The sequence below is a fragment of the Micromonospora antibiotica genome (assembly GCF_017599305.1).
GTDB classification, from domain to species: domain Bacteria; phylum Actinomycetota; class Actinomycetes; order Mycobacteriales; family Micromonosporaceae; genus Micromonospora; species Micromonospora antibiotica.
In genome coordinates this window covers 149,146-173,849 of the sequence record NZ_JAGFWR010000009.1, presented here as the reverse complement: position 1 = coordinate 173,849, position 24,704 = coordinate 149,146, and the positions used below count along the sequence as shown (strand labels likewise).

The window sequence follows — 24,704 nt, the reverse complement described above, 5'->3', positions numbered from 1 at the left end:
CCTGGCGGCCAGTCGACGACCAACTGGCGGTCAGCCGCGCCCGGTCTGCTGGCATCGCCCCATCGGCACCTGCCGGGGCGTCCCGGGCTTCGACCGGGGTGCCCCCCGACGAAGGAGACCGCGTTGCGACGTACCCTTTCCGCCCTCGGTGTGGCCGGCGCGCTGCTCGCCGTGGCCGTCGCCGTCCCGGTGGCCGTGCCCGGCGCGGCCTCGGCCCGCGAGGACGACGCCGACCGTGCGGACCGGGCCACCCGCCGGCCCCTGGTGATCGGCCACCGGGGAGCCAGCGGCTACCGCCCGGAGCACACCCTGGAGGCGTACCGGCTGGCGATCCGGATGGGCGCCGACTACATCGAGCCGGACCTGGTCTCCACCCGGGACCGGGTGCTGGTCGCCCGGCACGAGAACGAGATCTCCGGTACGACCGACGTGGCGACCCGCCCCGAGTTCGCCGGCCGCAAGGCCACCAAGACCATCGACGGGGTACCGGTCACCGGCTGGTTCACCGAGGACTTCACCCTGGCCGAGCTGAAGACGCTGCGGGCCAAGGAGCGGCTGCCCCAGGTGCGGGTGGCGAACACCGCCTTCGACGGCCGGTTCGAGGTGCCCACCTTCCAGGAGGTGCTGGACCTGGCCCGCGCCGAGTCCAAGGCGCGGGGCCGCACCATCGGCGTCTACCCGGAGACCAAGCACCCCAGCTACTTCGCCTCGATCGGGCTGCCCCTGGAGGAGCCGCTGGTAGCGGTGCTGCGCCGCAACAAGCTGACCCACCGCAACGACCCGGTCTTCATCCAGTCCTTCGAGACCGGCAACCTGCGCAAGCTCGACCGGATGATCGACGTGCCGCTGGTGCAGCTCCTCGACGCCACCGGCCAGCCGTACGACCTCGCCGCCGCCGGTGACCCGCGCACCTACCAGGACCTGGCGACCGCCGCCGGCCTGCGCGGGATCGCCCGGTACGCCGACGGGGTCGGCCTCAACAAGAACCTGATCGTCCCCCGGGATGCCACCGGGAAGCTCCTCGCCCCGACCACGGTGATCCGCGACGCGCACCGGCACCAGCTGGTGGTGCACGCCTGGACGTTCCGCGCCGAGAACCAGTTCCTCCCGGTCGACTTCCGGATCGGCACCGACCCGAACGCCCGGGGCGACATCACCGCCGAGTACGAACTCTTCCTCGGTCTCGGCCTGGACGGCGTCTTCGCCGACCAGCCGGACACCGCCGTCGCCGCCCGCGCCGGCCTGTCCACCCGCTGACCCTGCGCCCTGGCCTGTTCTGGCCTGGCCTGGCCTGGTCGGGCGCTTGATCGACTCAATGTCGTCCAGGTAGCGGTGTCCCGTCGCCCGGGACACCGCTACCTCGGCCCCCGGAAGTAGATCAACCGGCCAGGCGCGATCCCGGACCGCCAGGAGTCGCCCGGCCGTGTTACGCATGGTCTCGCTGGCACGTGGTCACGGCCGGAACCTACAGTCGGGCCATGGGCATCGACGGGCCGCCGCCGGCAGGAACTACCGGCCGGGTACGCGTGCGTGCCGTCTATCCCGGCAGCTTCGACCCCTTCACCCCCGGTCATCTGGACGTGGTGGGCCGGGCACGCACCCTCTTCGACGAGGTGGTCGTGCTCGTCGCGGTCAACGGCAGCAAGCATCCGGGCGTCGACGAGGAGCGGCGGGCCGCCGCTGTCCGGGCGAGCCTGCCGATGGGATGGACCTCCGTCACCGTCGCCGCCTGGCGTGGGTTGACCGCCGAATACTGCCTCCGCCACGGGGCGGGAGTGATCGTCCGGGGCGTACGGAACACCACCGACCTCCAGACCGAATGCCGGCTCGCGGCGATGAACCAGTCGCTGGGCGTCCCCACGGTGTTCCTGCCCGCCCAGCCCGAACTGGCGGCGATGTCGTCGACCGCCGTACGCACGCTCGGGAAGTCGCTGTCGCGACCGGGGTAGCGCGGAGGCCGGGCGACCGGGGCGTACCGACTGTGGAGGGTTGTTGTCGCCTGGGCCGCTGTCGCCTGGGCCGTAATAACTCTGCACGATCCAACGGTCCGGCTGGTGGAGGCCGGCCGGATACCGCTGTATCGGCTCAGGGGAGTGGCGTGACCCCGGGTCTCGGGCTCGGGCGTCCGATCAGAGACTTCCGCCCCCGGTGCTGCGGAGGTTGCTGCCGTCCGTCGGGTTCCGGTGGTCGTCCAGGCGGCGGCGGGCCTGCTCCGATGCCGCCAGGTCACGTACCTTCTGGTCCCCGTCGGTCACGGACCGGCGGCCACGACGCCACCATGCCACGGCTGCGAGGGCCAGGAGTACGACGACGAGGATGATGAGCCAGCGCATGTCTGCCTCCAGCGGGTGAGAACTCTGCCGTCCAGGGTGGACCCCCAGGTCAAGGACTGCCGACAACGGGGCGGTGCGGATCTTCACGCCTGTCGGGTGCGCCGGGGCGGTAGCCGGTGACGTGTGCACCCGATTGCCCGCGCACCCGGTGGTGGCTGTCGGGTGGGTTCCCCTGCACCCAGAGTAGCCGCCAGGCGAGTCACCGTATATCCCGGCCGCCTCACACCGTATTGCCGTGGGCCGGACTACCAGGACGATCTGCCCTGCCCGGGGTTGCCCGCCCTCCCCCCGCCGTCGCCCACGCCCCGGCCCTGCCCCCCACGCCCGTAGCAACTCCCTCCCTCCCCTCCCGCCGTCCCCTCCCTCCCCGGTGATCAAGAAGTTTGCGTCACCCTGAGGCCGATTCATGACGTAAACCTCTTGATCAACTGCGCAGGGGGCCGGGGTTGCCTGCCGGGCTGGTAGACATGTCGGATGAGCGGGGATCGGGCGGCGGTGCGGGAGCGGGCCGAGGGGGTGCTGCGACGGCTGGCCGGTGAGCACGCCCGGCTGCGGGAGGACCAGTGGCGGGCCATCGAGGCGCTGGTGGTGGACCAGCGGCGGGTGCTCTGTGTGCAGCGCACCGGGTGGGGCAAGTCGGCGGTCTACTTCGTGGCCACCGCACTGCTGCGTGAGCGTGGCGAGCACGGCCCGACGGTCATCGTCTCGCCGCTGCTGGCGCTGATGCGCAACCAGGTGGAGGCGGCGGCCCGCGCCGGCATCCGGGCCCGCACCATCAACTCCGCCAACCTCGACGAGTGGGACGAGATCACCGCCGAGATCCACGCCGGGGCGGTCGACGTGCTGCTGATCAGCCCCGAGCGGCTCAACAACCCCGACTTCCGGGACACCGTCCTGCCGAGGCTGGCCGCCACCACCGGACTGCTGGTGGTCGACGAGGCGCACTGCGTCTCCGACTGGGGGCACGACTTCCGGCCCGACTACCGCCGGCTGCGTACCTTCCTGGGCAACCTGCCGGAGCGGACCCCGGTGCTCGCCACCACCGCCACCGCCAACGAGCGGGTGACCCGGGACGTCGCCGAGCAACTCGGCACCGAACCCAACCCACCCCCCACCGACCGCCACGCCCGCCGCGCCGAACTCTCCGCCGACCGTGCCGTGTCGCCCGCCGGACCTCGCGCCGACGGGAGTGCACCGACCGGCGATCCCGCCGCGTCGCCCGCCGACCCTGCCGCACCGCCCGCCGATCCTGCCGCGTCGCCCGCTGGTCCTGTCGCGTCGCCCGCCGACGCCGGTGGACGACGGGCCGACGTGCTCGTGCTGCGGGGCACCCTGGACCGGGAGTCGCTGCGGCTGGGCGTGCTCGACCTGCCCAGCCCGGCGCACCGGCTGGCCTGGCTCGCCGATCACCTGGACGCGCTGCCCGGTTCGGGGATTATCTACACGCTGACCGTCGCGGCGGCCACCGAGACCGCCGAGTTCCTGCGTGGTCGCGGCTGGTCGGTGGCCTCCTACACCGGTCAGGCCGACGACGCCGACCGTCGCGCCGCCGAGCAGGACCTGCTCGACAACAAGATCAAGGCGCTGGTGGCGACCAGCGCGCTCGGGATGGGGTTCGACAAACCCGACCTCGGTTTCGTGGTGCACCTCGGTGCGCCGCCCTCGCCGATCGCCTACTACCAGCAGGTCGGCCGTGCCGGTCGCGCCGTCGAACACGCCGAGGTGCTGCTGCTGCCCGGGGTCGAGGACGCCGCCATCTGGCGCTACTTCGCCTCGCTCGCCTTCCCGCCCGAGGATCAGGTGCGCACCGTTCTGACCGCCCTGCACACCGACCGGCCGCTCTCCACCCAGGCCCTCGAACCCATCGTCGACCTGCGCCGGACCCGCCTGGAGTTGATGCTCAAGGTGCTCGACGTCGACGGCGCGGTCCGCCGGGTCCGTGGTGGCTGGCTCGCCACCGGCGAACCCTGGACCTATGACGAGGCCCGGTTGCGCCGCGTCGCCGAGGCCCGCACCGCCGAGCAGCAGGCCATGCGCGAGTACGCCAGCACGCCCGGCTGCCGGATGCGATATCTGCGGGACTGCCTGGACGACAGCGGTGCCGGCGACTGCGGCCGGTGTGACCGCTGTGCCGCGCCGCTGTTCACCGCCGACGTGTCCGGTCCCGCGTTGACCGCCGCGCAGACCTTCCTCGGCCGCCCCGGCGTGCAGATCGCCCCCAAGAAGCTCTGGCCGACCGGCCTCGACGCGGTCGGCGTACCACTGAAGGGGCGGATTGCCCCGACGGAGCAGGCGTTGCCCGGTCGGGCCGTGGGGCGGCTGTCCGACCTGGGCTGGGGCGGGCGGCTGCGCGGCCTGGTCGGCCCGGACACGGCCGACGGGCCGGTCCCCGACGACGTGGCGGCGGCCGTGGTGGAGGTGCTGAAAGCCTGGGCACACGGCGACGACCCGTGGCCGCGCCGCCCGGCCGGCGTGGTCGCGGTCGGCTCCCGCAGCCACCCGACCCTGGTCGCCTCGCTCGCCGAGCGGATCGCCACGGTCGGCCGGCTGCCGCTGCTCGGCCTGGTCACGCCCACCGGCCCGGCCGGGGCCGGCGGGCCGCGTGGCAACAGCGCCCAGCGGGTACGCGCCCTGCACGACGCCTTCACCGTCACCGACGAGGTGGCCGGCGCTTTGACCGGGCTGGACGGCCCGGTGCTGCTCGTCGACGACCTGGTCGACTCCGGCTGGACGATGACGATGGCCGCCCGGCTGCTGCGCCGCGCCGGTGCCCCCGACGTCCTGCCCCTCGCCCTCGCCGTCGCCGGCTGACCCGGCCCGCTCGACCGTGGCGACGAGCAGTCACGTCAGACGGTCGACCCCGTTGATCAGTGGGCGGTCACGGCGGGCGGTCGACCCGGGAGCGGTCACGGCCGGCGGTCGAACACCGGCTGACCCGGCCGGGCCGATCGGGGCGACGAGCGACCATCGCAGGTCACCGGCAGCCGGTGGGCCGACCCGGGGTCGCGGGCCGGCCGGCGGCTGCCGGGCCGGGGCGGAAAGTTCCCCGACCGGCCGAGGTGCGACCGTCGCCACGGTGCCCGGCCGCCACCCCGACGCCGCCGGGGTCGACGGTACGGTGGGCAGATGGCCGACCAGCGATCCGTCACCCGGCCCGCCGGCCCGGCAGGTAGCGGCGGCCCGGCCACCGACCGGGGCACCCCGCAGCCGGTGGACCGGCAGGACCGGGGTACCCCCGACGCGGAACCGGGGAACCGGCCGGGACCAGGCGACGCGGAGCCCGGCGGATGGGTGCTGTCCGCCGGGGGGACGCCGGCCGGGGGCGAGGAGTCGACCGTCGGACCGGACCGGGCCACCCTGCGGATGGCGCTGGTGGTCGGCGGTCTGGTGCTGGCCGTCCTGCTCGGCTTCGGCCTCGGTCGGGCCAACGGGCGGCCGACCGACCGTACGACGGCGACTGTCGCCACCGCCGCCGGGGACCACACCCACGCACCGGGCACCGGGGCGCACCAGCACGACGCCACCGGTGGGGACTCCTCCGGTGACGGGGCCACCGGCCTGTCGGTCACCGCCGGCGGCTACACGCTCACCCCGTCGGGTGGGGAGTTCGTCGCCGGGCGGGCGGGGGAACTGCGGTTCCAGATCCGCGACGCCCAGCGCCGGCCGGTCACCCGGTTCGCGATCGTGCACGACAAGCCGATGCACCTGGTGGTGGTACGCCGCGACCTCACCGGGTTCCAGCACCTGCACCCCACGATGGCCGCCGACGGCACCTGGTCGATCCCGCTGACCCTGCCGCAGCCGGGCGTCTGGCGGGCGTACGCCGACTTCACCGCCCTCGCCGACGACGGCCAGCAGACCCCGGCCACGTTGGGCGTGGACCTGGTCGCACCGGGGGACTACACGCCCCGCGCACTGCCCGCCCCGGCCAACCGGGCTTCCGTGTCCGGGTTCACCGTCGACTACTCGGGTACCCCGCAGGTGGGTTCCGCCGTACCCCTGCGGTTCCAGGTCCGGGACGCGGCGGGACAGCCGGTGGTCCTGGAGCGTTACCTCGGCGCGTACGGGCACCTGGTGGCCCTGCGCGAAGGCGACCTGGGCTACCTGCACGTGCACCCGGGCCCGGGGCCGACCGCCGACACGGTGACGTTCTGGCTGACCGCGCCCGGCCCCGGCAGCTACCGGATGTACCTGGACTTCCAGGTGGCGGGCGTGGTGCGGACCGCCGAGTTCACCCTCACGGTCCGCTGACCCCCGGCCACCGGCACACCCGGCCCGGTGCGGCGGTGCCGACCCGCGTGCCCGGCCGACCGTCGAGACGGCTCAGCCGGCCCGGTTCACCCGGCCCGGCGGACCGGGCGGCGGGCGAGGTAGCGGAGCAGGTCGCGGATGTGGTGCTTCTCCTCGGCCGGCACCGCCGGATCGGCCAGCCGGTCGAGGATCACCCGGACGTCCGCCTCCACCGGGCCGTCGTCGGCGCGGCGGCGGGGGGCGGGTCCCGCGTCGGGCAGGCCGAGGGCCCGGAAGGCCGCCGCCACCGGCAGGTCGAGGGCGGCGCAGAAACCGCGCACCTTGGCCAGCTCGGGATAGTCCTGCCAGTCACCGGCGAGCCAGCGGAAAACGGTGGATCGACCGACCCCGGTGTGGGCAGCGAGGTCGCTCACCGTCCAACCCCGCTCGTCACGGGCGTCGTCGATGGCTCGTCGCACGAACCGTGCGAATGCCATCTGGGGTGATACCTCTGTCGAACCCATGCCGGTGAGATCGTCCCTTCCGGTGGGAGTCGGGTGTCCGGTGCGCCCTTCGAGGGTAGTACGGCGGGACGTCGTGACAATTGCCCGACCGTCCGTCCCTTTCGCGCCGACGGCGTCGCCGCACCCGGGGCAGCTGGCGGACGGGTGCGGACTGCCACAGTTGTCACCAACCCAGGACGGTCGGTGGGGCCCCGACCCGTCCCGTACGCCGAGGAGGAGCCATGGCCGAGCCCGACCGTCCGGTGCCGCACCGCCCGGGTGCGGTCAGTCTCTTCTTCGTCGCCAAGGCGGGGGTGTTCGCCCTGGGCTTCTGGAGCTGGCTGCTGGTGCTGGTGGTGACCGGTGGCGGGGTGACCGGCGGACACGTGCTGGCCGCCGCCGGGGCCGTCACCACCACGCTGGTGGGGGTGGTGCTGGGCGTGCGGCTGGCCCTGCAACGCAGCGCCGCCGCCCGGCACGCCGAACTCAAGCGGCTCCTGGTCGACATCTCGTGGAACGCCTTCGCCGCCGCCGGCAACGCCGAGTCGGCCGGCACGGTGGTGCCGTTCCCCACCACGTCCGTCGAGGGCGAGCGTGGGGAGCGTGATCGGGTCCCTACGGTCTTCGCCCGGGGGCCGGGGGAGTGGCCCGGCGGGCGACGTCGCTGAGCCCGGTCACGCCCCGCCGACGGGTGCGGGCCGGTCGTCCAACAGGATCGACAGGCGCGGGGTGACCTGCCACTGGTCGACCAGCTGCTGATATTCGGCCCGCTGCGGCCCGGTGTCGGTGCCGGACCCGGTGCGGCGGGCGCGGATCAGCAGGTTGCGGGGGGTGTGCCGGGAGTCGACGAACTCGACCACCTCGGCCCGGTAGCCGTGCACCCGCAGCAGCCCGGCGCGTAGCGCGTCGGTGAGCACGTCGGCGAAGCGTTCCCGCAGGATGCCCTGCCGGGTCAGCAGCTCGTACGGGGGCGGCGTCGGCCGGGAACGCAGCTGTGCCGCCAGGTCGTGGTGGCAGCACGGCGCGGCGAGGATCCACCGGGCGTCCCAGCGCACCGCCCGGGCCAGCGCCTCGTCGGTGGCGGTGTCGCAGGCGTGCAGCGCGAGCACCAGGTCGGGGGCGGGTTCCACCACCGCGTCGGCGATGGTGCCGGCCACGAAGGAGACCCGGTCGGCCCAGCCGAGGCGGGCGGCCAGTTCGCTGTTGCGCTGCCGTTGATCCTCCCGGACGTCCACCCCGACCAGTTCCACGTCCAGCCCGCGACCGGTGAGGTACCGGTAGGCGGCGAAGGTCAGGTAGGCGTTGCCGCAGCCCAGGTCGACCACCCGCAGCCGGCCGGTGAGATCGTCGGGCAGGGTGGCGGCCAGCGCGCGGAGGAAGGCGTCGACCTGCCGCCGTTTGGCCGCGTTGCCGCCGATCGTCGCGAAGATCGGGTCCCCCGGATCGAGCAGGTAGTCCTTCACCCGGTCGTGGCCCTCCGGTCCGGCCACCGGTCGGTCGGCGGTGGCCCGGTGCACCTGGGCCTCACCGGACTTGGTCACCCGCAACTGGAGGGTCGCCTCGGCGGTCTCCACGTGCCAGTTGCCGAACGGCTCGGCGAGCAGCGCGTCGACCGCCGCGTCGGCCTCCGCGCCCGGCGACACGTTCCGGGTGTACGGCCGGACGCCGTCGGACGTGGAGATCTGCAACCGGGCACCGGTCTTGAGGGCCACCGGGCGTAGTTCGGCCCGGACCAGGGAGGGGCGCTGCCCACGGCGTCGACCGGCGGCGACGGCGCGGGTCAGGGCGGGGTCGAGCAGCAACGCCCGGACCTCGGTGAGGGCGGCGTCCAAGGGTTCCGGCATCGTTCCATCATCCTTCCCGGCCGATCGTTGCCGCGATCGGGCAACCCGAGGTGTCCCGCACCGCACCGCACCCCTGCGCCGCGCACCCCACCCACCGGCTCACCCCCACCGCACCGGCCCCACCCGGCAACATCTCGCGGCAGACCCGCAGTCGGTCTGCCTCACCCACACAGACCCGGGGTGGCCTCAAGATCAGATTGCAGTTTTGCAGACGACACGCCGATGCGAGTACGCGAAATCGCAATCTGATCATGGTGACCCCCTCGCCAGCCGGAGTCCGGGGATGGCCTGGGTCTGCTCGTGTCGGGGACCACACGGAGACTGACGGCCCGACTACGGCCCGACCCGACTGCGGTCCGGGTTCGGCCCGGTTCGGGGCCGGATGGGGGTGACGCGGGTCCGCACCACCGCCCCGCTGACGCCCGTACCGGGGCGGAAACGCGACATCCCCCGGGCCGTCCGTACGGGCCGGGGGATGTCGGTGGTGCCGGTCAGTCGGCGGTGGCCTCGGCCGGCGTGTCCGTGCCGGAACCGCCGCCACGGCGACGCCGCCGACGACGGGGCCGGGTCGACTCGCCCTCGCCGGCCGGCCCGGAGGCTGCGACTGCCGGCTCGGCGGCTGCGGCGGCCGGCTCGCCCGCCGTACCCGTCGGGGTGTCGGTGGACTCCCCACCGGTCACGGTGGTCGGCTCGCCCACGACGACCTCGCCGGCCCGGCGGCGACGCCGGTGGCGCGGGGTACGGGGGCCTTCGTCGGTGGACTCCACGGGCGTCTCGGCGGCGCCCGGCGCGTCGGTGTCGGGGCGGCCCCGTCGGCCCTCGCCGCGACCGCCGGTGGTGCCCCGACCGCCGCTGTCACCGCGGCCTCGGCCCTCGCCGCGTCGGGAGCCCCGGCCGCCGCCGCTCTCACCCCGGCGGGAACGGCCACCGAGGTCCTCCTCGACCTCGGCGGAGAGCCCGGCCCGGGTCCGCTCGGCGGTCGGCAGGGTGCCGGTCATCTCGGACGAGATGTCCAGGTCGGTGTAGAGGTGCGGGGAGGTGTGGTAGGTCTCCGGCGGCTCCGGCATGTCCAGGCCGAGGGTCTTGTCGATGATCCGCCACCGGGGCATGTCGTCCCAGTCGACGAAGGTGACCGCGACGCCGGTCGCCCCGGCCCGACCGGTACGACCGATCCGGTGGGTGTAGGTGTCCTGGTCTTCGGGGCAGTCGTAGTTGATGACGTGGGTGACGCCGCTGACGTCGATGCCCCGGGCGGCCACGTCGGTGGCGACCAGCGTGTCGATCTTGCCGGCCCGGAACGCGCGCAGCGCCCGCTCCCGCGCGCCCTGGCCCAGGTCACCGTGCACCGCAGCCACCGCGAAGCCGCGGAAGTCGAGATCCTCGGCGACCCGGTCGGCGGCCCGCTTGGTACGGGTGAAGATCATGGTGAGCCCGCGCCCCTCGGCCTGGAGGATCCGCGCCACGATCTCGATCTTGTTCATCGAGTGGGTGCGGTACGCCAGCTGCTGGGTCTGCGGCGACGGGCCGGTCTCGGCGGTGTGCCCGGCGTGGATCGTCACCGGCCGACGCAGGAACCGCCGGGAGAGGGTGACGATCGGGTCCGGCATGGTGGCCGAGAAGAGCATGGTCTGCCGGTCGTCCGGCAGCATCGCCAGGATCTTCTCGACATCGTCGAGGAAGCCCAGGTCGAGCATCCGGTCGGCCTCGTCGAGCACGAGGGCGCGGACCCGGTCGAGCCGCAGGTGCTTCTGCTTCTGCAGGTCCATCAGCCGGCCGGGGGTGCCGACCAGGATCTCCACGCCCTTGCGCAGCGCGTCGATCTGCGGCTCGTAGGCCACGCCGCCGTAGATCGGCAGCACCCGCACGCCCCGGGTCCGCCCGGCGGCGGCGAGGTCCTTGGCGACCTGGATGCCCAGCTCGCGGGTGGGTACGACGACCAGCGCCTGGGGCACGCCGTCGCTGCCCTCGGCCGGTGCCAGGACACGTTCCAGCAGCGGTACGCCGAAGCCGAGGGTCTTGCCGGTGCCGGTCGGGGCCTGGCCGATCATGTCGGTGCCGCGCAGCGCGATCGGGATCGCGTACTCCTGGATCGCGAAGGCGCGGGTGATGCCCGCCGCGGCCAGGGCCTCGACGGTCTCGGGCCGCGCGCCGAGCGCGGCGAACGTGGGGGCCTCCGGGCGGACCGGGGCGGTGGGGACCAGTTCCTGGCCCTCCAGTTGGTCGAGAATCTGTTCGCTCATCTGGATCTGGGGGTGCCCTCTCGTGGTGCGCCCCGTTTTGTCCTCAGGGCGCGTTCGGTGTGACGCGGGCCACGCGATCGGCGGCGGAGAATCGCCGCGCCGGACCGGGCCGCACGCGCGCCGTGGGCAGGACTTCGATCAGATCGGCGCCCACGGCAACTACCTCATCCTACCCGAGCAGGTCGGCACACGCTCCTGACCTGGACCCACGGCTTTTCGCCGGGGGTGGGAATTGTGACCTGAGTCACCGTTAATGTCGTCGGTGGCGCCGTCGGCACCGGGGTGGGCCAGTGCGGCGACCGGATTCGACACGGTCGGTGACCCGACGCCCACCGGGCCCGGCCTGCGACGGGATCACCCGCCGCAGGGGCCGGACCGGTTCAGCGGACGGTGAACCCGACCGAACGGGGAGACGCCTCGGCGATCTCGACATAGGCGACCTTGCCGACCGGCACGATGACCCGTCGACCCTTCTCGTCGGTCAGGGACAGCGTCCCCTCGACCTTGGCGAAGGCGTCGGTCACGATCTGCTCGATCTCGGCCGGCGACTGCGCGCTCTCCAGTACCAGCTCGCGCGGCGCGTACTGCACGCCGATCTTGACCTCCACTGTGCCTCCTCAGGTGGGCGAGATAGCCGCCGGTCCGAAGGCTATCCGATCTCGGGGCGGGATGTTCAGGCTGACTCACCCTGGAGCGGGAAGCTCGCGATGCCCCGCCAGGACAACGCCGCGACCAGCGCCTCGGCCTCGGCCTTCGGCACCTGCCGGCCACCGGCCAGCCAGAACTGGGCCGCCGTCTCCGCCGCACCGACCAGGCCGGAGGCGAGCAGCTCGGCGTGCGACCGGCTGACCCCGGTGTCGGAGATGATGGTGTCGGTGATCGCCGCGATGCAGCCCTGCTCCACCCGCTCCACCCGCTGCCGGACCGCCGGATCGTTGCGCAGGTCCGACTCGAACACGAGCCGGAACGCCTCGCTCTCGTGGTCGACGAAGTCGAAGTAGGCCCGCACCGACGCGCCGACCCGCTCCTTGTTGTCGTTGGTGCCCCGCATCGCGTCGTGCACCTTGGCGACGATGGCGTCACAGTGCGTGTCGAGTAGCGCCAGGTAGAGATCCATCTTTCCGGGGAAGTGCTGATACAGCACCGGCTTGGAAACCCCGGCCCGCTCGGCGATGTCGTCCATCGCCGCGGCGTGGTACCCCTGGGCTACGAACACCTCCTGAGCCGCCGCGAGTAGCTGCTTACGGCGTGCTGAGCGGGGCAGCCGGGTGGGCCGGCCGGTAGTCTGCGCACCGTTCCCCACAGCGGTCATGGGAACCTCCGAGTTTCGTCATCCAGCCGGCACTTTTACCCCGTACCGGTCAGGGCACTCACCCCGGCCCCGGAATTGGCCCGCCGCTGTAACTTATCGCCACTGTCACCACACGGTAGCCTCAGCGGGGGCGACCAAGGAGCGCGCGGTGAGTGAATCAGGGCAACCCGGTGCTGCCACCCCGGGAGAGCATGACGACGGTACGGGTCAGCAGGACGACCTGGCCCGTTCCGTCAGTGGGTGGGCACCTGCGACCGGGTGGTCCGGCGGAACCGACGCCCCGGGTTACCGGGAGTCGGCCTCACCGTGGAACCGGCCCGATCCCACCGCCGGCTGGGGTGGTCAGCCGTCCCGGCACGGTGACCTGCCTGCGCCGTTCCCCGTTCCCCCGGCCGGCGACGAGGTCCCCCGCAACGGGCGGGCCCACCGCAATGGTCACGACTCGGCACCGGAATTCCCGGCCCCGCTGCGTCGCCCGGTGAGCGCCCCGCCCGGCGGGCCGGGTCACCCCGCCGACGACCCCGGATTCACCGACGGTGACCGGCTGGTCGTGCCGGCCCAGCGGCCCGCGTCCCCGCCCGAGCCACCGCACGATCCCGAGTCCGCCCGGCACTCCTCGGACGATCCCGCCGCGCCCCGGCGCGGCCACTGGCCCGACAGCGGCCTGCCCACCTCCGCCCCGCCGGCCGTGCAGGTCCCGCCGGTCGGCACCGCCGCCTCCGGGTTCGAGGTGCCCCCCGGTTTCCACGCCCCCGAGCGGGGCGAGGCCGGGCCGCCGCCGACCGACGCCCCCCGCGACTGGAGCAACCGCCTGCCCGTCGAGGGCGGCCCGCGCGGGGCCGGCCGGTTCGCCCCCGCCGAGCCCACCGCCGGCACCGAGCCGCCCGGTGCCGAGCCACGTGGTGCCGATCCGTACGGCACCGATCCGTACGGCACCGGGCCGCGTGGTGCCGGGCAGTACAGCGGGGAGCAGTCCGCCGCGGGGCGTCGGCCCGCCCCCGGAGCGGACGAGCCCGACTGGTCCGGCCCGAGCTGGAACCGGCCCAGCTGGGGCGGCAGCTGGGCACCCGCCTGGTCACGGGACGAGGAGCCACCCGCCGGCCGACCGACCCGCGCCGAACGGACGGCCGAGTGGTCGGCCGAGCCCGCCCGCCCCTACGAGCCGGTCCGTGCCGAACCCGCCCGCCCCTACCAGCCGGTGCGCGCCGAGCCCGCCCGGCCGTACGAGCCGGTGCGCTCGGAGGTGCCCCGCCCGTACGAGCTGACCCGCTCCGAGCCGGTCACCCCACCGGCGCTGCCGGAGCCCGCGCCGTCGGTGGTCGCCCGGCCCGGCCGGGACCAGCCGCCCGTCGCGCCGGTCGTCGACCGGGCCGCCCCGGGTCGCCCCGGCACCGACCACCCCGAGCCCGACTGGTCCGACCGCACCGGTCACGACCGCGACCGGCCCGAGCGGGACTGGTCCGGGCGTACCGGCCGGTCCGAGCGGGACCTCCCGACCCGCACCGACCGGCCCGAGGGGGACTTCTCCGGCCGGTCCGAGCGGGACTTCCCGGACCGGGTGGACCGCAGCGGTCGAGCGGAGCGCTCCGAGCGGGACTGGACCGCCCCCCTGAAGCGGGACTGGACCGACCGCCCCGAGCAGGACCGGTCCGGTCGGGACTGGACCGACCGGTCCGGGCGGGACTGGCCGGAGCCCGTCGAGCGGCCCGACCGCGGCCGGCCGGCCGGTGAGTCCGCCACCGAGGGGTCGCCCACGCCGGACCGACCGGCCGAGCGACGCCCCTGGGCGGTGGGCCCGCCCGCCGACGCGCCACCCGTACCCCCCGAGACGTTCACCGGCCCACCCCCGGCGGCCCCCGAGACGTTCCCCGGCCTGCCCCGCGACGAGCCGGCCGGTCTGTCGCCCGCCTCGCGGGCCGAGCCGCCCGCCGTGCCGGCCCTGCCGGGGCCCGAACCGGTCGGGCCGGTGGCCGCCTCCGGCCCGGAACGGGGCACCGGACTGCCGCCCGCCGTCCGGGCCGACCAGCCGTTCCGGCTCCCCCGCGACGAGCCGGCCGCCCGTCCCGTCGGCCGCGCCGACCAGCCGTTCCGACTCCGGTCGGTGCCGACCGAGCCGGCCACCCCCACCGATCCTCCCGGCCACCCGCCGGAGCCTCCCGTCTCCGCCGTCGGTGCCCCCGCCACGAGCGGGCCACACCGCCTGGACCGGATTCCCCCCGCGCCCGTCCCGACGAGCGCTCCCCCCTACGCGGCCCGCCGATCCGCCCCTGACCCGCTGACCGCCACCGAGCCGGTGATGGACGAACGGCAGCCGGACCGGGGCACGGCGGTGCTGCCGCAGCGCGTCCCCGCCGAACCGGACGTGCCCGTCGTGCCGGAGCCGCCAGCCGTGGAGCCCCCCGCAGAGACCCCGGAGCTCGCCCGAATCGCCACCCACCTGCGTCGTGACGACGAGCCCGCCCCGCTGCGGGAACGCCCCGAGGGCTTCGACGTCAACGCGATCCTGGACGCCGTACGGGAGGTGGCCGGGGTGCGGGACGCGGCGCTGCGTCGTACCCCCGCCGGGGCGCACAGCCTGCGCCTCGACCTGTCCGACGGGGCGGACCCGGCGGAGGTGAGCCGACTGGTGGCCCGCCTGCTCCAGGAACGGATGGGCCTCGCCGCCGCGCCGCAGAACCTGTCCGGTGAACCCAGCGCCCCGGTGCCGCCGCCGCTGCGTCGGCGTACCGGTGAGCCGCGTCCGGCTGCCGGCGAGCGCCCGGGTGACGCCCGGGGCCGTGACGAGTTCGGCCCGGCCGACCGGCGGGATCCGAACCGGGGCGGTGCCCCGACCGGCCGGGCCCGCGCCGTCGAGCCACCCGCCGCGTCGCCGGTGGTCTCCCCGTCCGCTGCGGCACCGCCCGTCGTCGCGTCGTCCCCGGTCGAGGACCACCCGGTCGGTGACCCCGCCCGACCGGCGGGTGAGCCGACGGCCCGGTCGACCGCCGCGGCCCGTGCCGACGGGGTGTCCCGCGCCGACGGTCCGGCCTGGGACGGCGAGGAGCACCCCGCCGAGGAGTCGCCGACCGCGTCCGGGGTGCCCCGGCGACGTCGGCAGCCCGTCCACCGGGGTCGGGCCAGCGTGGAGGAGGCACCCCCGGGGGCGCTGCTGGTGCCGACCGGCAGCCCGGCGACGCTCAACGCGTCGTACTCCGGTGGGCAGATGACCACGACGGAGACCGCGCCGTCGCGACCGCTGGACACCGGCGGTGTGCCGGGGCCCCGGGTGGTGATCGACCACGTCCAGGTGAGCACCTTCGGCCTGGACGCCAACGTCGAGGTACGCCTGCTCACCGCCGGTGAGCCGGCCGCCGGTCACGCCACCGGGCCGGCCGTGGACGGGTACGTGCTGCGGCTGTGCGCGGTGGCCGCCGCGGCGGCCGTGGACGAGTTGCTGCGCCACGCCGAGCGCACCGCCGAACGGGGACGTTGCTTCGTCGAGCACGCCGCCGTGGTGCCGTTCGGCAACTGCGAGGTGGCGACCGTGGTGGTGCTGCTGGTCTGCGACGGCTGGGTGGAGCAGTTGGCGGGGTCGGCGCTGGTCGCCGGTGATCCGCGTCAGGCGGTGGTCCGGGCGACCCTGGCGGCGGTCAACCGACGCCTCGAAGCGTTGCTCGCCTGACCTGGCACGTTGTCGGCGAGGGGTCGGGGCGGTAACACTGCCGGTATGAAGCGCGCCGCCCTCTGGCCCGAGGAGCACCTGCCCCCGCACCGGCTGCCCCCACCGTGGCCCGGCCGGGCGGTACGCCTCGACGGCACGGTCACCTACGTCCGGGACACCCCGGCCACCGGGCCGGACGCGGAACCCGCGCTGTACGTGCACGGGCTGGGTGGTTCGTCGCAGAACTGGACGGACCTCGCCGGCCTGCTCGCCGGCCGCCTCGACGGGCAGGCGATCGACCTGCCCGGTTTCGGGCGCAGCGAGCCGGGGCTGCGCTACACCATCCCGGCGTTCGCCGACCGGGTGGTGCGCTGGATCGAGCACTCCGGCCGGGGCCCGGTGCACCTGTTCGGCAACTCGTTGGGCGGGGCGGTCTCGGTGTACGTCGCCGGTCGCCGGCCGGACCTGGTGCGGACCCTGACGCTGATCTCGCCGGCCCTGCCGTTTCTGAACTTCGGCCGTTCGTTGCAGGGGCGGATGCTGCCGCTGCTGGCCATCCCGCGGGGGGAGCGGTTGGCCGCGTGGCGGCTCGCCCAGCTCGCCCCGGAGGTGATGGCCCGGCAGGCGATGGAGGCGTGCGTGGCCGACCTGAGCCGGATCAGCGAGCAGCGTCGGCAGGAGGCGCTTGAGGAGATCCGGGTCCGCTACGAGGCGACGCACTACGCCGCCGCGTACGTCCGGACGTTCCGGGGGCTGGTGGCCAGTTTCCTGCGGTCGTACCTGCCGGGGCCGGGGTCGCTGTGGCGGATCGCCGCCGCGATCGAGGCGCCCACCCTGGTGGTGGGGGGCATGAAGGACCGGCTGGTGGACGTCCGGGTGGCCCCGCAGACCGCCCGGATCATCCCGGACAGCCGGTTGATGATGCTGGCCGGCGTCGGGCACGTGGCCCAGTTGGAGGTGCCGCGTACGGTGGCCCGCGCCGTGCTTCACCTGCTCGCCGAGACGGCGGGGTCCACGCCGCCTGCCCGGCCCGGCAGGCCACCGGACGGCGGTGCGGACCTGACGTCTGCCGGGGCCGCGGCGCCGACGACCGGCGGTGGGGCGGACGTGCCGTCAACCGGTGCGGGTGCCGCGCTTGAGTTCGGCGGGGGCGACGCGCCGGAGTCCGGTGGTGACGTGGCGTGCCGGCCGGGGGTGGCATCCTGACCCGGATGACTGCCCTCCTGCGCCACGGCCTGCGATGGGCCCGTGGCATCCGCCGCCCCGGGACGGTCCTGCGCCGTCCGTCCGTCTTCACCGGCCGGCCGCGTCCGGCGGTGTCGGCGACCGTGCTGCTGTTGGTGGTGGTCTCCGGCGGGCTGGCGGTGACCACGGGTGCGGGGTCGGGCACCGGTCGGTTGGTCGCCCGGCCGGTGGTGACACCCGGCGGGTCGGCCGCGACCGGCAACGCGTCGGACGCCGTGGGGTCGGCCGGCGACTTCGGGCGGGCCGGGCCCGCCGACGGTGCGGGTCCGCCGGGTGCGGCCGGGCCGGTGCCGCCGGTCGCGGTGCCGTCGGCGGAGCAGGCCGGCGCGGATGGCCCGACCACGGCCGTGCCGCCGTTGGCGTTGTCCGGGCCGGTCCCGGCGACCGGCCGGGGCACCTTCGCCTACGACGACCGGGCCGGGGCGACGCTGGGCCGGTCCGGTGTGCTGCGGCGGTACCGGGTGGCCGTGGAGGTCGGCTCCGGTGAGGACGTCCGGGACTTCTCCGACCAGGTGCAGGCGGCGCTGGCCGGGCCGGGTAGCTGGGTGGACGGCGGGCGGTTGCGGCTGCGCCGGGTGCCGGGGGACGCGCCGTACGACTTCACGGTCCAGTTGGCGACCCGGAACACGGCGGGTCGGTTGTGCCGGGCCGGTGGGGTGGACATCCGGGTCGGTGGGGTGCCGTTCACGTCGTGCCGCGCGCCGGGGAAGGTGATCATCAACCTGGACCGGTGGCGGACGTCGGTGCCGCATTTCGTCCGGGCCGGGGTGCCGTTGGCGCTCTACCGGACGTACGTGGTGAACCACGAGGTGGGGCACCAGTTGGGGCACCGCCACGAGGGGTGCCCGGGGGCGGGCCGGCCGGCACCGGTGATGCAGCAGCAGTCGTTGTTCCTGCGGGGGTGCACGGCGAACCCGTGGCCGTACCTGGATGGGCGTCGGTACGCCGGCCCGGCGCGCTGAACCCGCCGGCCCGGCGCGCTGAACCCGCCGGGCCGGCGCGCTGAACCCGCCGGCCCGGAACGCTGAACCCGCCGGGGCGGGTCGTTCCGGGGGATGTGAAACATCCTCTCGTAATAAGTGGCAATAACGCTAATATGCCCGATTAGTCTGCCATGCTGGACGGGTGACCACCCCGACCGACTCCGCCGGGCGTCCGGAGCCGCCGGCCGCCGGCCCACCCGACCCATGCCCGAGCGACCGCGCCGCGTGGCAGCCCGGCGACCCGCGCCACCGCGACCCGCACACCGAGCCGCACCACGGCGGGCGAAGCCACACCGGGCCGAGCCACGGCGGGCCGAGCCACCCCACGGCGGGGCGGCGAGGGTCGTACCGCAGTCGTCGGTTGCGGCGTCGGCGTCGCCGGGCCGTGCTGCTCGGCCTGGTCCTGCTCGGCGCGGGCGGGTTCGTCGGCCTCTACCCGGACGACCCCCCGGGAGACCCCGCGCCGGTCGCCGGGCGGCTGGCCGACGGGACGGGCGGTGGACGACCGACCGGCGGACCCGACGGCGGGCAACCCCCCACCGGCTACCCGCGCAGCGGCCCCGGACGCTTCACCGCCGCAGACGGCCGCTCCGAGGTGTACGGCTCCGACGGCCCGCTGCACCGCTACCGGATCGAGGTCGAACAGGGCACCGGTCAGGACGTGGACGCGTTCGCCGCCGCCGTGGACGCCACCCTGGGTGACCCGAACAGCTGGATCCGCTCCGGCGAACTACGGTTCCAGCGGGTGCCGGAGGTGGCCGCCGCCGACTTCACCATCTATCTCGCCACCCCGGCCACCTCCGAGCGGATCTGCGCGGAAGGTGGGCTGGACACCGAGGGCTACACCTCCTGCCGGCTGCCCGGTCGGGTGGTCATCAACCTGGCCCGCTGGATGGACGCCGTGCCGGACTACGGGGCACCGCTGTCGGTCTACCGGACGTACGTGGTCAACCACGAGGTGGGGCACGAACTGGGCGAGGAACACCAGGCCTGCCCCGGGCTCGGCGAGCCGGCCCCGGTGATGCAGCAGCAGACGTACGGGCTGGACGGCTGCGTGGCCAACGCCTGGCCGTACGTCGACGGCTCCCGCTACTCCGGCGAGCTGATCCCCGGCGCCTGAGTTATTCCCCTCCCGTATGTCGGACGGGGTGTCACTGCTCATGGCCGAGGGGTGGTGGGCCGAGCGACAATGGCTCGGTTCGCCATCAGCCGATCACCGGGGAGTCCACCGTGTCGTTGCCCCCGCTCGTCGAACCCGCCGCCGAGCTGACCGTTGACGAGATCCGTCGTTACTCCCGTCACCTGATCATCCCCGATGTGGGGGTCGAGGGGCAGAAGCGGTTGAAGAACGCCCGGGTGCTCTGTGTGGGTGCCGGTGGCCTCGGCTCGCCGGCCCTGATGTACCTGGCCGCCGCCGGGGTCGGGACGCTCGGCATCATCGACTTCGACACCGTCGACGAGTCCAACCTCCAGCGCCAGATCATCCACGGCGTCTCCGACATCGGCCGGTCCAAGGCCGAGTCCGCCGCCGCGTCGATCCGCGAGATCAACCCGCTGGTCCAGGTGGAGATCCACAACACCGCCCTCGACCGGGAGAACGTCCGGGACATCTTCGCCCGGTACGACCTGATCGTCGACGGCACCGACAACTTCGCCACCCGCTACATGGTCAACGACGCGGCGGTGCTGCTCGGCAAGCCGTACGTCTGGGGGTCGATCTACCGGTTCGACGGTCAGGCGTCGGTCTTCTGGGCCGAGCACGGCCCCTGCTACCGCTGCCTCTACCCGGAGCCCCCGCCGCCCGGCATGGTGCCGTCCTGCGCCGAGGGCGGCGTGCTCGGCGTGCTCTGCGCGTCGATCGGCTCGATCCAGGTCAACGAGGCGATCAAGCTGCTCGCCGGAATCGGCGAGCCGCTGGTCGGCCGGCTGATGGTCTACGACGCGCTGGAGATGGAATACCGCAAGATCAAGATCCGCAAGGACCCGAACTGCGTGCTCTGCGGGGAGAACCCCACGGTCACCGACCTGCTGGAGGACTACGAGGACTTCTGCGGCGCGGTCTCCGAGGCGGCCCAGGAGGCGATCATCGACTCGACCATCACCGCCACCGAGCTCAAGGAGTGGCAGGACGCCGGCAAGGACATCTTCCTGGTCGACGTCCGGGAGCCCGCCGAGTACGAGATCGTCCGGATCCCCGGCTCCACCCTGATCCCTAAGGGCGAGATCATCTCCGGTGAGGCGCTGGCGAAACTCCCGCAGGACAAGCAGGTCGTGCTGCACTGCAAGTCCGGGGTCCGCTCGGCCGAGGCGCTCGCCGCGCTGAAGGCCGCCGGGTTCCGCGACGCGGTGCACGTCCAGGGCGGGGTGCTCTCCTGGATCAAGCAGATCGATCCCTCGCTGCCCGCGTACTGACCGGTGACCGGGGCCGGGGGCGGCGACGAACCGCCCCCGGCCCCGACCGATTCCCCGAGGCGGGATCGCGTCCGCGCCGGTAGCGTCTGCGCCGTGGTGGACTTGGATGCGGCGATAGGTTTCGTCGTGGCGCACGGCGACGCGGTGGACCGCGCCCGGCTGTCCCGGCTGCGCACCGGTGCCCCCGTGCCCCCCGACCTGCTCGACGCGGCCGAGGTCGGGCAGACCGTCGACGGCGGCTGGCCGGCGGTGCTCGGCGGTGAGGTCCCGTCCATCGACGCCACCTGTTTCCGCCTGGCCGAACTGGACGATCTCGGCGCGCTCGGCCGGCCCGCCGCCCGGCACGCCCTGGACTGGCTGGCTGCCCGGCAACTGCCCGACGGCGGCTGGGACGAGGACCCGAGGCTGGCCGGCAGCGCCCCCGAGTGGGCCACCCCGGGTGACCCGGAGGCCCGGCTCTACCTCTCGGCCAACGCCGCGTTCTGGCTCAGCGTCGCCGGTCGGGACGCCCGTGCCGCAGGCCCGCTGGACAACCGCGTCGGCGGCGCGTACGCCGGGGTGGTGCAGGCGGCGGCGCAGGCCCTGGCCGGGCAGCTCGCCCCGGACGGCAGCTGGCCGTCCTTCCTCGCCGCCGGCTGGCTGAGCGCGGCGGTGCTGCACCGCCAGCAGCTCTACTACGAGTCGGCCCGGATCCAGGCGGTGCTGGCCGAACGGATGCCGCAGCTGTCCCCGGCGGACACCGCCGCGCTGGCCGCCACCCTGCGCCGGGTGGAGGTGGGCGAGGAGCAGTGGGTGCTGGTGTCGGCCCGCAAGCGGCTCGCCGAGACCCAGCGCAGCGACGGCGGCTGGGACAGCGACGACGGCCACCAGTTCGACGTGCACACCACGCTGACCGCGATCCGCGCCTGCCGGCCGATCGGCCCGGTCCTGCCGCCGGGCTCCCCGAGCGCCCCGATGGGCTCGCCGGTGACGCCACCCGGCTCACCTGTCGTGCGCCGGGCCCGGCCGGTCCCACCGCCGACGGACGACGAGCCCGGCACCTGGTGACCCCGGCCCCGGGCGTGACCCGGGGAGCGGCTCAGCGCAGGTGACCGTCGCCGGTCACCACGTACTTGGTGGAGGTCAGCTCGGGCAGCCCCATCGGCCCCCGGGCGTGCAGCTTCTGGGTGGAGATGCCGATCTCCGCACCGAAGCCGAACTCGCCGCCGTCGGTGAACCGGGTGGAGGCGTTGACCATCACCGCCGCCGCGTCGACCCGGGCCACGAACTCCCGGGCGGCGGCCTGCGAGTCGGTGACGATCGCCTCGGTGTGCCCGGTGCCGTAGCGGCGGATGTGCGCGACCGCCGCGTCGAGCGAGTCGACGACGGCGACGGAGATGTCGGCCGAGAGGTATTCGGTGGCGAAGTCCTCGTCGGTGGCGGCCACCACGGCGGGGGAGTACGCGGCGACCTCGGGGGAGCCGTGCACGGTCACCCCGGCCTCGGCGAACGCGGCCAGCACGACCGGCAGGAACGCGTCGGCGACGTCGGCGTGCACCAGCAGCGACTCGGCGGTGTTGCAGGTGCTCAGCCGCTGGGTCTTGGCGTTCAGGGCGATCGCCACCGCCTTGGCCTGGTCGGCGGCGGCGTCCACGTAGACGTGGCAGTTGCCCACCCCGGTCTCGATCACCGGCACCGTCGACTCCTCGACCACGGTGCGGATCAGCGACGCGCCGCCGCGCGGGATCAGCACGTCGACCAGGCCCCGGGCCCGCATCAGCTCCTTGACCGAGTCCCGGGAGCCGGCGTCGAGCAACTGCACCGCGTCGGCCGGCAGCCCGGCCCCGGCGACCGCGTCGCGCAGCACCGCCACCAGCGCCGCGTTGGAGTGCGCCGCCGAGGACGACCCGCGCAGCAGCGCCGCGTTGCCGGACTTCAGGCAGATGCCGGCGGCGTCCACCGTCACGTTGGGCCGGGCCTCGTAGATGATGCCGACCACCCCGAACGGCACCCGCACCTGCCGCAGCTCCAGCCCGTTGGGCAGGGTCGAACCCCGGACCACCTCGCCCACCGGGTCGGGCAGTGCGGCCATCTGGCGCAGCGCGTCGGCGATGCCGGCCACCCGACCCGCGTCGAGGGCGAGCCGGTCCAGCACGGCCGCGCTCAGCCCGGCCTCCCGCCCGGCCGCCAGGTCCGCCGCGTTCGCGGTGAGGATCTCCGGCGTACGCGCCACCAGCGCGTCGGCCATCGCGTGCAGCGCGCCATCCTTGACCGTACGGGTGGCCACGGCGAGGGCCTCCGCCGCGTCCCGGGCCCGCCGGGCCTGCTCGACGACGCTCATTGCGTACTCCTTCGGATCTTCCGGAAGCGTCCGCGTGGGACGCCTGACGTCACAGCAGCACCAGGTCGTCGCGGTGGACGACCTCACGTTCGTACGCCGGGCCGAGCGCCGCGGCGAGTTCCCCGGTGGACCGGCCGAGCAGGCCGGGCAGCTCCACCGCGTCGTAGTTGACCAGTCCCCGGGCCACCGACGCCCCGTCGACGTCCACCAGGTCCACCGGGTCGCCGGCGGTGAAGGTGCCGTCCACGGCGGTGATCCCGGCCGGCAGCAGCGACTTGCGCCGGCCCACCACGGCCTGCACCGCGCCCGGGTCGAGGTGCAGCCGCCCCCGGGGTGCGGTGGCGTGCGCCAGCCAGAACAGCCGGGCCGCCGGGCGTCGCCGGGCCGGGTGGAAGAACGTGCCCACCGGTTGCCCGGCCAGCGCGTCGCCGGCCAGCGGGGCGGCGGTCAGCACCACCGGGATGCCGAAGCCGGTGGCGATCCGGGCCGCTTCCACCTTGGTGACCATGCCGCCGGTGCCGACACCGGCCCGGCCGGTTCTGCCGATGTCGACGCCGGCCAGGTCGGCCTCGCCGCGTACCTCGGTGATCCGGGTGCTGCCGGGGCGGGTCGGGTCGCCGGTCCACAACGCGTCGACGTCGGAGAGCAGCACCAGCAGGTCGGCGTCGACCAGGGCGGCGACCAGGGCGGCCAGCCGGTCGTTGTCGCCGAACCGGATCTCCTCGGTGGCGACCGTGTCGTTCTCGTTGACGATCGGCACCGCCCGCAGGTCGAGCAGCTTGCGCAGGGTCCGGTACGCGTTGCGGTAGTGCGCCCGCCGGGTCACGTCGTCGACGGTGAGCAGGACCTGCCCGACGGTGAGCCGGTGCCGGGCGAAGCCGGCCGCGTACCGGCCGATCAGCAGGCCCTGGCCGACGCTGGCGGCGGCCTGCTGGGTGGCCAGGTCACGCGGGCGGCGGGGGAGCCCGAGCGGGGCGAGCCCGGCGGCGATCGCCCCGGAGGAGACCAGCACCACCTCGCGGCCGGCGGCGGCGAGCGCGGCGAGGGCGTCCACCAGGGTGTCCACCCGGGTCTCGTCCAGGCCGCCGGTGGCGGTGGTCAGCGAGGACGAACCGATCTTGACGACGATCCGCCGGGCCTGGGTGACTGCTTCACGCACCCGCCCATTCTGCGTGGTCGGTGCCGGCGGACCCCGCCGCGTTCCCATATCCTGGCCGGTCGTGACGCCTGAGGAGTACGTGGAGGCGGTGCTCGCGCTGGTCGAGCGGATACCGCCGGGCCGGGTGATGTCCTACGGGGCGATCGCCGACGCGCTGGCCGAGCGGTCCGGGCGGGCCTCGGCCCGGCTGGTCGGCTCGATCATGGCCCGGCACGGCGGCGGGGTGCCCTGGCACCGGGTGGTGAACGCGGCGGGTCGACTGCCACCCGGGCACGAGGTGCGGGCGCGGGCCCTGCTGCGCGCCGAGGGCTGCCCGTTGCGGGGTGCCGGGGTGGATCTGGATGCCGCCAAATGGTGGCCGGATGAGGGGCGGTGACCAGGCGGTAACGTGAGTAGCATTCGGCCGCATGGACGTGCCACCGGCCGAGCCCGGCTCCCCACCCGCCGGCCCGCCCGCGCCGGTCACCGGGGTGCCCGCGTCGG

Annotated in this window: 17 protein-coding genes and 3 pseudogenes; 12 read left to right on the top strand and 8 right to left on the bottom strand. The window is 74.7% G+C overall.

What is annotated here, in order from left to right; all coding sequences use genetic code 11:
* Window positions 1-123: 123 nt before the first annotated feature.
* Together JQN83_RS17955 and coaD are read left to right on the top strand one after the other, a co-directional pair.
* Window positions 124-1,257, top strand: a complete 1,134-nt coding sequence (locus JQN83_RS17955; protein WP_208568275.1) for a glycerophosphodiester phosphodiesterase — start codon at window positions 124-126, stop codon at window positions 1,255-1,257.
* Between the two features lie 221 nt (window positions 1,258-1,478).
* Window positions 1,479-1,949 carry a pantetheine-phosphate adenylyltransferase gene (coaD, locus tag JQN83_RS17950; RefSeq protein WP_208568274.1) on the top strand — a complete coding sequence of 157 codons (471 nt, stop codon included), beginning with the start codon at window positions 1,479-1,481 and terminating at the stop codon, window positions 1,947-1,949.
* Between the two features lie 180 nt (window positions 1,950-2,129).
* Here the strand turns inward: coaD and JQN83_RS17945 are convergent, their stop codons facing one another.
* Entirely contained in the window at window positions 2,130-2,333 is a 204-nt protein-coding gene (locus tag JQN83_RS17945) for a hypothetical protein (protein WP_208568273.1), read from the bottom strand.
* Window positions 2,334-2,807: 474 nt separating this feature from the next.
* Between JQN83_RS17945 and JQN83_RS17940 the strand changes: the two genes are divergently transcribed.
* Both JQN83_RS17940 and JQN83_RS17935 read left to right on the top strand, forming a co-directional pair.
* On the top strand, window positions 2,808-5,144 hold the full coding sequence (locus JQN83_RS17940; protein WP_208568272.1) for a RecQ family ATP-dependent DNA helicase: 2,337 nt from the start codon (window positions 2,808-2,810) through the stop codon (window positions 5,142-5,144).
* A 315-nt stretch (window positions 5,145-5,459) separates the two neighbouring features.
* Entirely contained in the window at window positions 5,460-6,584 is a 1,125-nt protein-coding gene (locus JQN83_RS17935) for a DUF8832 domain-containing protein (protein WP_307799397.1), read from the top strand.
* Window positions 6,585-6,670: 86 nt separating this feature from the next.
* On the opposite strand, the gene JQN83_RS17930 is transcribed toward JQN83_RS17935, so the two are convergent.
* Window positions 6,671-7,087, bottom strand: a complete 417-nt coding sequence (locus JQN83_RS17930; RefSeq protein WP_208568271.1) for a helix-turn-helix domain-containing protein — start codon at window positions 7,085-7,087, stop codon at window positions 6,671-6,673.
* Between the two features lie 221 nt (window positions 7,088-7,308).
* On the opposite strand from JQN83_RS17930, the gene JQN83_RS17925 reads away from it, so the two are divergent.
* Window positions 7,309-7,734 carry a hypothetical protein gene (locus tag JQN83_RS17925; protein WP_244252650.1) on the top strand — a complete coding sequence of 142 codons (426 nt, stop codon included), beginning with the start codon at window positions 7,309-7,311 and terminating at the stop codon, window positions 7,732-7,734.
* 6 nt (window positions 7,735-7,740) lie between these two features.
* Here the strand turns inward: JQN83_RS17925 and JQN83_RS17920 are convergent, their stop codons facing one another.
* From JQN83_RS17920 to JQN83_RS17905, 4 genes are all read right to left on the bottom strand, one after another.
* Window positions 7,741-8,910, bottom strand: a complete 1,170-nt coding sequence (locus JQN83_RS17920; RefSeq protein WP_208568270.1) for a class I SAM-dependent methyltransferase — start codon at window positions 8,908-8,910, stop codon at window positions 7,741-7,743.
* A gap of 491 nt (window positions 8,911-9,401) precedes the next feature.
* Complete coding sequence (locus JQN83_RS17915; RefSeq protein ID WP_208568269.1) at window positions 9,402-11,150, bottom strand: DEAD/DEAH box helicase; 1,749 nt, start codon at window positions 11,148-11,150, stop codon at window positions 9,402-9,404.
* A gap of 380 nt (window positions 11,151-11,530) precedes the next feature.
* Window positions 11,531-11,758 carry a DUF3107 domain-containing protein gene (locus JQN83_RS17910; protein ID WP_091242202.1) on the bottom strand — a complete coding sequence of 76 codons (228 nt, stop codon included), beginning with the start codon at window positions 11,756-11,758 and terminating at the stop codon, window positions 11,531-11,533.
* Between the two features lie 65 nt (window positions 11,759-11,823).
* Window positions 11,824-12,462, bottom strand: coding sequence for a TetR/AcrR family transcriptional regulator (locus tag JQN83_RS17905; protein ID WP_208568268.1), 639 nt, complete (start codon window positions 12,460-12,462; stop codon window positions 11,824-11,826).
* A gap of 2,581 nt (window positions 12,463-15,043) precedes the next feature.
* Here JQN83_RS17905 and JQN83_RS34455 point away from each other — a divergent pair.
* From JQN83_RS34455 to JQN83_RS33850, 6 genes and pseudogenes are all read left to right on the top strand, one after another.
* Window positions 15,044-16,123 (top strand): annotated as a pseudogene (locus JQN83_RS34455) (hypothetical protein); the annotation flags it as partial.
* 45 nt (window positions 16,124-16,168) lie between these two features.
* Window positions 16,169-17,116, top strand: a pseudogene (locus JQN83_RS17895) (alpha/beta fold hydrolase); the annotation flags it as partial.
* Between the two features lie 197 nt (window positions 17,117-17,313).
* Window positions 17,314-18,309 (top strand): DUF3152 domain-containing protein, encoded by a 996-nt coding sequence (locus JQN83_RS17890; RefSeq protein WP_208568266.1) that lies wholly within the window; start codon window positions 17,314-17,316, stop codon window positions 18,307-18,309.
* A 163-nt stretch (window positions 18,310-18,472) separates the two neighbouring features.
* Window positions 18,473-19,450: a DUF3152 domain-containing protein gene (locus JQN83_RS17885; protein ID WP_307799394.1), complete on the top strand. Its 978-nt coding sequence runs from the start codon at window positions 18,473-18,475 to the stop codon at window positions 19,448-19,450.
* A 110-nt stretch (window positions 19,451-19,560) separates the two neighbouring features.
* Window positions 19,561-20,742, top strand: a complete 1,182-nt coding sequence (gene moeZ / locus JQN83_RS17880) for an adenylyltransferase/sulfurtransferase MoeZ (protein ID WP_208568265.1) — start codon at window positions 19,561-19,563, stop codon at window positions 20,740-20,742.
* Window positions 20,739-21,654: pseudogene (locus JQN83_RS33850) on the top strand (hypothetical protein); the annotation flags it as partial. The gene moeZ and the pseudogene JQN83_RS33850, both read left to right, overlap by 4 nt.
* Window positions 21,655-21,820: 166 nt before the next feature.
* Here JQN83_RS33850 and JQN83_RS17870 read toward each other — a convergent pair.
* The gene (locus tag JQN83_RS17870) at window positions 21,821-23,062 is read right to left on the bottom strand and encodes a glutamate-5-semialdehyde dehydrogenase (protein WP_208568263.1); all 1,242 of its coding nucleotides are present in this window, start codon (window positions 23,060-23,062) and stop codon (window positions 21,821-21,823) included.
* Window positions 23,063-23,111: 49 nt separating this feature from the next.
* The gene (proB, locus tag JQN83_RS17865) at window positions 23,112-24,269 is read right to left on the bottom strand and encodes a glutamate 5-kinase (RefSeq protein ID WP_208568262.1); all 1,158 of its coding nucleotides are present in this window, start codon (window positions 24,267-24,269) and stop codon (window positions 23,112-23,114) included.
* Window positions 24,270-24,282: 13 nt separating this feature from the next.
* Between proB and JQN83_RS17860 the strand changes: the two genes are divergently transcribed.
* Window positions 24,283-24,597: an MGMT family protein gene (locus JQN83_RS17860; RefSeq protein WP_088644748.1), complete on the top strand. Its 315-nt coding sequence runs from the start codon at window positions 24,283-24,285 to the stop codon at window positions 24,595-24,597.
* The last annotated feature ends 107 nt before the right edge of the window (window positions 24,598-24,704 follow it).